Origin of the sequence: Nocardia aobensis NBRC 100429 (genome assembly GCF_000308375.1) — a bacterium.
Taxonomy (GTDB): domain Bacteria; phylum Actinomycetota; class Actinomycetes; order Mycobacteriales; family Mycobacteriaceae; genus Nocardia; species Nocardia aobensis.
Genome location: NZ_BAFQ01000099.1, coordinates 1 through 7,020 on the forward strand (window position 1 = coordinate 1; position 7,020 = coordinate 7,020).

General features: G+C 69.1%; 8 protein-coding genes. 4 read left to right on the forward strand and 4 right to left on the reverse strand.

From position 1 onward, the window contains the following. Positions 1-351 (forward strand): YbhB/YbcL family Raf kinase inhibitor-like protein (locus RJ03_RS12735; protein ID WP_036501539.1); only part of this gene is annotated, 351 nt, incomplete at its 5' end. 79 nt (positions 352-430) lie between these two features. Here the strand turns inward: RJ03_RS12735 and RJ03_RS12740 are convergent. The 4 genes from RJ03_RS12740 to RJ03_RS12755 all read right to left on the reverse strand — a co-directional run bounded on the left by RJ03_RS12740 (position 431) and on the right by RJ03_RS12755 (position 4,865). Further along, entirely contained in the window at positions 431-2,263 is a 1,833-nt protein-coding gene (locus RJ03_RS12740; protein WP_036501541.1) for an AMP-dependent synthetase/ligase, read from the reverse strand. A 191-nt stretch (positions 2,264-2,454) separates the two neighbouring features. Then, a complete protein-coding gene (locus RJ03_RS12745) occupies positions 2,455-3,549 on the reverse strand; it encodes a quinone-dependent dihydroorotate dehydrogenase (RefSeq protein ID WP_036501545.1) in 1,095 nt (364 codons plus the stop codon). 3 nt (positions 3,550-3,552) lie between these two features. Further along, complete coding sequence (locus tag RJ03_RS12750) at positions 3,553-3,843, reverse strand: DUF5703 family protein (protein WP_051024622.1); 291 nt, start codon at positions 3,841-3,843, stop codon at positions 3,553-3,555. Next, complete coding sequence (locus RJ03_RS12755; protein WP_051024623.1) at positions 3,843-4,865, reverse strand: YncE family protein; 1,023 nt, start codon at positions 4,863-4,865, stop codon at positions 3,843-3,845. Before RJ03_RS12755 ends, RJ03_RS12750 begins: the two co-directional genes overlap by 1 nt. Positions 4,866-5,124: 259 nt before the next feature. Between RJ03_RS12755 and RJ03_RS12760 the strand changes: the two genes are divergently transcribed. From RJ03_RS12760 to RJ03_RS12770, 3 genes are all read left to right on the forward strand, one after another. Next, positions 5,125-5,370 (forward strand): hypothetical protein, encoded by a 246-nt coding sequence (locus tag RJ03_RS12760; RefSeq protein ID WP_232329172.1) that lies wholly within the window; start codon positions 5,125-5,127, stop codon positions 5,368-5,370. A 56-nt stretch (positions 5,371-5,426) separates the two neighbouring features. Next, a complete protein-coding gene (locus tag RJ03_RS12765) occupies positions 5,427-5,960 on the forward strand; it encodes a WKL family lipoprotein (protein ID WP_036501551.1) in 534 nt (177 codons plus the stop codon). Then, positions 5,912-7,020: MMPL family transporter (locus RJ03_RS12770; RefSeq protein WP_245552266.1), on the forward strand; the 1,109-nt coding region annotated here is incomplete at its 3' end. The genes RJ03_RS12765 and RJ03_RS12770, both read left to right, overlap by 49 nt.

Genomic DNA, 7,020 nt, shown 5'->3' on the forward strand with positions numbered 1-7,020 from the left:
TACGACCCCGACGCACCGACCGGCTCCGGCTTCTGGCACTGGGCCGTCGCCGACATCCCGGCGTCGGTGACCTCGCTGGAATCCGGTGCGGGCAGCGCCGGTGAGGGCAGCGAAGGCGGCGCACTGCCGAGCGGTGCGGTGCAGCTGCGCAACGACGGCGGCTTCGCCGGATTCGTCGGTGCCGGCCCGCCGCCCGGGCACGGCTACCACCGCTACTTCATCGTGGTGCACGCCGTGGACGTCGAATCGCTGGGCATCGGCGCGGACGCGACCCCGGCCTATCTGGGTTTCAACCTGTTCTCGCACGCCATCGCGCGCGCGACCCTCGTGGGTACCTACGAACAGAAGTAACCGGTCGAGCGGCGGTGGGGTCTTCGGTGATTCCGAAGACCCCACCGCCGTGAAACAGCTTGTGCCCGAAACGTTTCGACTAGAGGTTGTGGACGCCCTCGGGGACCGGATCGGTGTAGAGCTCGGCGATGTCGGCGGCGTATTCGGCGGCGATCGGCGAACGCTTCAGCTTCAGCGTGGGGGTGAGTTCGACGCCACCGGGTTCCCAGGCCCGCGCGAGGATGCGGAAGCGCTTGATCTGCTCCACACGCGACAGTTTCGCGTTGCCGGCGACGATGGCGGCGCGCACTTCCTCCAGAATCTGCGGATGGGTGGCGAGGGTGTCGAGATCGGCGTCGGGGATGCCCAGTGCCTTCGCGCGCACGGCGGCGGTGTCGGGATCGAGCACGACCAGCGCGGCGATGTAGGGGCGGGAGTCGCCGATGGCGACGATCTGGCCGATCAGCGACGACGCGGCCTTCACCGAATTCTCGATATTGGTGGGGGAGATGTTCTTCCCGGCCTCGGTGATGATCAATTCCTTCTTGCGGTCCACGATGGTGACGTAGCCGTCGCCATCGATGGTCGCGATATCGCCGGTGTGCAGCCAGCCGTCGGAATCGATGGCCTCACTGGTCTTCTCGGGCATCTTGCGGTAACCGTGGGTGACGATACCGCCGCGGATGAGCAGTTCGCCGTCGCTGTCGAGGCGGATCTCCACCCCGTCGACGGCCCGGCCCACCGATCCCGGGCGTGGCTTGTCGAGTTCGGTGAAGGTGCCGACGCCGGTGGTCTCCGACATACCCCACACCTCGCTGACCGTGAAACCCAGTCCCAGCAGGAATTCCAGCGTTTCGGGCGGAATCGCGGCCGCGCCGGAGGAGGCGACCTTCAACTCGTCCAGGCCGAGGGTGGCGCGCAACTTCGACAGCACCAGCGCATCGGCGAGTTTGTGCTGTACGGCCAGCAGCGGACCGCCGTTGCCGCCGGCCAGCCGCGCCCGGGCGGTGGCGACGCCGACCCCGATCGCCCACTGCGCCAGCGCCTTCTTGACCGGGCTGGATTCGGTGGCGATCGCCGCGTCGACACCGGCCTTGATCTTCTGCCACACCCGCGGCACGCCGAAGAAGAAGGTGGGCCGGGCATCGGGCAGGGCGGCGGCGATCTCGCGCGGGTCCGGCACGCAGGTGATGGTGACACCGGTGAACAGGGTGAGGCAGTGCCCGGAGATGCGGTCGGCGACATGGGCGGCCGGCAGGTAGGACACCGCCCGGGCATCGATATCGGCGACGAGGGCGCCGTTGGTGAGCGCGACGATCTGGGCGACGACATTGGCGTGGGTGATCTCCACGCCTTTCGACGGCCCGGTGGTGCCCGAGGTGTAGATCAGGGTGGCCAGATCGTCGGGCCGCACCGCCTGCCAGGCGGCGTCGAAATCGAAATCCTCGGCCGGATCGTTTTCGACCTGCTCCAGGGTCAGCCCGCCCTCCGGGGCGGCGCCGTCGACGACGATCACGTGCTCGAGTTTCGCCCCGGAGGCGGTGATCGGCGCGAGGAATGCCTGCTCGGTGACGACCACGCCGTTCTCGGCGTTGCCGAACACGTGCGCGATCTGTTCGGGGGAGCTGGTGTTGTACACCGAGAACGGGGTGGCGCCCAGATGCAGGATCGCGGTGTCGACCAGGTTGAACTCGGGCCGGTTGGTGAGCATGATCCCGACCGTGTCACCATGCGCGACACCGAGTTTCGCCAGCCCGGCCGCGATCGCGCGCACGCGGCGCGCGTAGTCGGCCCAGGTGATCTGCTGGGTGCCGCCGACGGTCCGCAACGCGACCTGGTTCGGGCGTAGTGTCGCCGTCTGCTGGAAGGCCTCGGGCACGGTGCGGACCGTGGCGCCGGTGTGGTGGGTGTAGCCGATCTCTGCTGTGGTCATATCCCTTGTTCCCGGTCAGTGCACGAACATCACGTCTGGGACGTGATGCGGATCACCCATCCTAAACGTGAAATCGGACATTCGGGGGGCGCTTCCGGCCGGTAGCAACCGGCTCCGCGCACCGGAAACGGGCCACGGCAGCGGGAATCGGCGAGCGGTGGGATCGGACGAGCGGGCGGGATCGGCTCCGTTCAGGTGCGGGCGGTGTGCGCCGCGCCGACGGCCTCGGCGAGACTGCGGTATCCGTCCGCGCGCAGGCGGGCGGCGATGCCACGGTGCACGGCCCGCGTCCAGAACGGCCCGCCGTAGATGAACCCGGTGTAGCCCTGCAACAGCGAGGCCCCCGCGAGGATGCGTTCGTAGGCCTGGTCGGCGTTCTCGATCCCGCCGACCGAGATCAGCACCAGCCGGTCCCCGACGCGGGCGTAGAGGCGGCGCAGCACCTCGAGCGAGCGGTCGGCGACCGGCGGTCCGGACAGTCCGCCCGCGCCCATCGCGGTGACCTTCGCGGCCGGGGTGGCCAGTCCGTCCCGGCGAATGGTGGTGTTGGTGGCCACGATTCCGGCGAGCCCGAGTTCGACGGCCAGGTCGGCGACCGCGTCGATGTCCTCGTCGGACAGGTCGGGGGCGATCTTGACCAGCACCGGTTTGGGTTCGGCGCCGGCCGCGACACTGTCGAGCACCGCGCGCAGCAGCGGGCGCAGCGATTCCACTGCCTGCAGATCGCGCAGGCCGGGGGTGTTGGGGGAGCTGACGTTGACCACGACGAAGTCCGCGAGCGGGCCCAGCAGCCGGGCGCTGAGGGCATAGTCCTCGGCGGCGTGTTCGGGCTCCACGACCTTGGTCTTGCCGATGTTGGCGCCGATCGGCACGCCACCGCCGCGGCGTGCGGCCAGCCGCCCCGCGGCCGCGGCCGCTCCGTGGTTGTTGAAGCCCATCCGGTTGATCAGCGCGTGGTCGGCCGGCAGCCGGAACAGTCGCGGCGCCGGATTACCCGGCTGCGCCTGCGCGGTGACGGTGCCGATCTCGGCGAAACCGAAACCCAGTGCGCCCCAAGCGTTCACACCGGCGGCGTCCTTGTCGAACCCGGCGGCCAGGCCCAGCGGCGCCGGGAAGTCGACGCCGAAGACGGTGGTGGAGAGGATCGGATCAGCGGCCGCGGTGAGTCGGCGGGCCAGCCATCGTGTCGGCGGGAAGGCGGTCGTGAGCCGGATGACGGTGAACACGAGGTGGTGGATACGCTCGGGCGGCACCAGGAACAGCAACCGCAGGAATAAGGAATACATCCCTCACATCCCCGTTTCGGTCACGGGGAAGCTGGTTTTGCGCCGCCGCAACAACACTCGCCGGCTGCCATCGGTGTAGGCCCGCACTCGCGAGAGCTCCCAGCCACCGAATTCGGCCTGGATGGCCAGGCGCATGGACGCGGTGACCCGATTCACGTCCGGGGGTAGTCGTAGCGGCACGTACTCGTATTCTCCTTCTTCGCTGGTCTCCTCCCATCCCGCGGGAATCGACCGTCTGCGCCGGTCATGGTGTGCGGCGCCGGACGCCGACTCGTATCGAGGCGCTCGAGCCATCACTGACCTCTCTTCCTCTGGTCCGCACCGATGCGTTGCAGACCGTCTCCGGTTGCCGACCCGACGAACATGTCGCCGGTGCGGCTGTCGATCGTCAGCGAATTGGGCTGGCGCACCGTCGCGAAGCGACCCACTTCTTCCGGTATACCGGTCGACAGATCGAAACCGACCACCTGGTTGCTTCCGCTCAGAGTGAGCCATACGGTGTCGGACCGTTCATCGTAGGCCAGCGCGTAGGGGGAGGGCCCGACCGGGAAGCGCTGGCGCAGCAGCAGCGGATCGGTGGTGTAGACCAGCAGCGCGCCGCCGGAGGTGTCGGTCGCGAGCAGGCGGCCGTAGTGATCGCTGATGAGGTGGGTGGCGCCGAGGCCGGCGCGCAGAGCCAGACCCGGGCGGTCGCGATCGAGGTCCAGTTCGGTGAGGGTGGTCTGGTCCAGATCCAGCGTGGCCACCGCTTCGGCCGTGGTGGCCACGGCATCGACGGTGCCCAGGCCGCTGACGGTGCGCTTCGGGTGCCCGTCGGCGTCGAGGATCTGCACGCGGCCGCCGTTCAGCCCGGCGACCAGGCTGCCGTCGCCGCGGCGGGCGACCGCGCGCACGTCGCCGTCGACGGGCACCGGACGGACCGCGGCGGTGGCGATATCGACGCGCAACACCTCGCGCCCGGCCGCTACCAGCACCTCACCGGGGGCGCCGAGCGCGAGATCGGTGGCGTGCGCGGGCAGGGTGACCGACCGCGCGGCAGCGGGATTCGCCGGGTCGACCAGGCGCAATCCGAGTCCGTTGGGGTCGAGCGCCACGACCCGGCCGGTAGTGGGTTCGGCGAGCAGCGAACCCACGGGGCCGAAGGCGGTGACGGCTCCGGCGGGCGCGGCCGTCGTCGCCGGCGCGGCGGCGGCGGTGCCCGGAGCACCGGTCGCGGGAGATGTCGCGTCGTCGCTGTGGGAGGAACAGCCCGCGACGAGCATGACGGCACCGGCGGCCGCGAGGACGGCACTCAGTGCCGACCGGTTACCCCGCATGCTCCGAACTCCTTCGTGTGACTCATGCGTACTGCTTCATCTGACCATGATCGGACACGCGGGCCGGTCACCGGGGTGGTTCCGGCGTGGCACGCGCCTCACCCGTTACCGTGGATACCTCGCATCCGGCGTCGAACCAGGGGAGTCTCGGTTGGAAACAGACCGCACGTCTGAATTCACACTTGAAGATTTAACCGTTGGTCCGTTCGCGCACGGGTTCGGCCGAACGGCCGAGGGGCAGCCGTTCGCTTTCCGCACGGTGCGCTCCACCCTCACCCTCGAGATCTACCGCGCCGACGCCACCACCGACGTGCCCGGCCCCGAGGATGTGGTGGCCGTGGTGGAGGCCGCCGTCACCGATATCGACCTCGACGACGCCCGCAGCGTGCGCGCCCTGGTGCGTGATCTGGTGCCGACCGCCGTGCCGGTATCCGAACAGCGCGGCGCGACCACGACGGTGCGCGCCTTGCTGAACCGGTTGAGCGCGGTCATCGAGGGCCGCTGATCCCACGTGCCAGACTGTAGGAACCACCGGTTACTTTCGACACATTCGAGGACGTAATGGCATTGCGACGCACGGTCCACGGCGCTTGGGGAATCACGATGCTCGCGCTGGTGATCGCCGCCTGCGACAGTGGTCCCGACGAGGCTTCGGTGGCGGCGGCGCGCTCGTCGGCCTATGCCGCGCTCACCTCCTCCTCGGAGGCGGCTGCCGTCAGCAGCGCCAACCGGCCGCCGCTGCCGGCCGCCGCGCAGCTGGACTCGCAGATCAAGCGCGCCCTGGATCCGTCGCTGCCCGACAGTGAGCGCACCGACCTGATCGAGGACGGCGCCGCGTTCAAGGACGCCATTCCCGATATGTACAAGGCGCTGCACGACAATCCGCGCGCCGTATACGGCGTGGTCGATCCCGTCTTCGACAATCACGACGGCACGCTGACCGCCACCATGCGGCTGGACAAGGACGGCAGCGGCGAGAACGTGCGCACCACCATCGTGCATTTCGTCGATATCGACGGGAAGTGGAAGATTTCGCGCACCGACCTGTGCGGAATCCTGCGTTCGGCGGACTATCGCACCGCGGCCTGCGGCTGACCCCGGGCATGCTCGAGGGGTTTCTCCTGCGGTGGGGCCGATTCGTCCACCGCCATCGGTATCTCGTGTTCGCGGTCTTCGTCCTGATCGTGGCCGTCTCGGGGTTCTACGGCCGTGATCTGGGCTCGCGGCTGACCCAGGGCGGATGGTTCGACGAACACAGCGAATCGGTGGTCGCCTCCAAACTCGCCGACCAGACCTTCGGGCGCGACACCGACGCCGACGTGATCGTGCTCTACACCGCACCACCCGGCCACACCGTCGACGATCCGCCGATCCGCGCGGCGATCGGCTCGGCGCTGAAGGATCTGCACGACCGGTATCCGGACCGGATCAAGAAGATCGACAGCTATTTCGACGGTTCCATGATGGGGCAGTTCGCCGACGCCTCCCGCACCCACGCGTTCGCCAGCATCGGCCTGCACGGCTCCGACACCGCCACGGTCGACAACTACCTCGCCATCCAGAAGGATTTGGGCGCAGGTGGTTCCGGGCGCGGGCCGGGCGGCACGACGGTGCAACTGGCGGGCCTGCAGCCGGTGGTCGAGGGCATCAACATCGGGATGCAGGACGATATCCACCGGGCCGAGCTGATCGCGCTGCCGGTGGTGGCGGTGCTGCTGTATTTCGTGTTCGGCGGCGTGGTGGGCGCGCTGCTGCCGGTGCTGATCGGCGGGATGACGATTCTGGGCAGTCAGGGCATGATGCGCCTGCTCACCGACCACATCGACGTCAACGTCTTCGCCAGTGCCGTGGTCACCCTCGTCAGCCTGGGGCTGGCGATCGACTACGGCCTGTTCGCGGTGACCCGTTTCCGGGAGGAATTGGCGGCGGGGCGCAGTGTGGAGGACGCGACCGCGCGTACCGTCGCCACGGCCGGGCGCACGGTGCTGTTCTCCGCGGCGATCATCGCGGTGAGCCTGGCGGCGCTGTTCATCTACCCCAACGGGGTGTTGCGTTCGGTGCCATACGGCGGGATAAGTTCGGTGCTGCTGGCGGCGCTGCTGTCGGTGACGGCGCTGCCCGCGGCGCTGAGCATCGTCGGGCGGCGCATCGATCT

Bases quoted from the DNA above. Each gene is read 5' to 3' on its own strand.
- RJ03_RS12740 (WP_036501541.1), bottom strand. From the start codon at position 2,263: ATGACCACAGCAGAGATCGGCTACACCCACCACACCGGCGCCACGGTC.
- RJ03_RS12745 (WP_036501545.1), bottom strand. From the start codon at position 3,549: ATGTATTCCTTATTCCTGCGGTTGCTGTTCCTGGTGCCGCCCGAGCGT.
- RJ03_RS12750 (WP_051024622.1), bottom strand. From the start codon at position 3,843: ATGGCTCGAGCGCCTCGATACGAGTCGGCGTCCGGCGCCGCACACCAT.
- RJ03_RS12755 (WP_051024623.1), bottom strand. From the start codon at position 4,865: ATGCGGGGTAACCGGTCGGCACTGAGTGCCGTCCTCGCGGCCGCCGGT.
- RJ03_RS12765 (WP_036501551.1), top strand. From the start codon at position 5,427: ATGGCATTGCGACGCACGGTCCACGGCGCTTGGGGAATCACGATGCTC.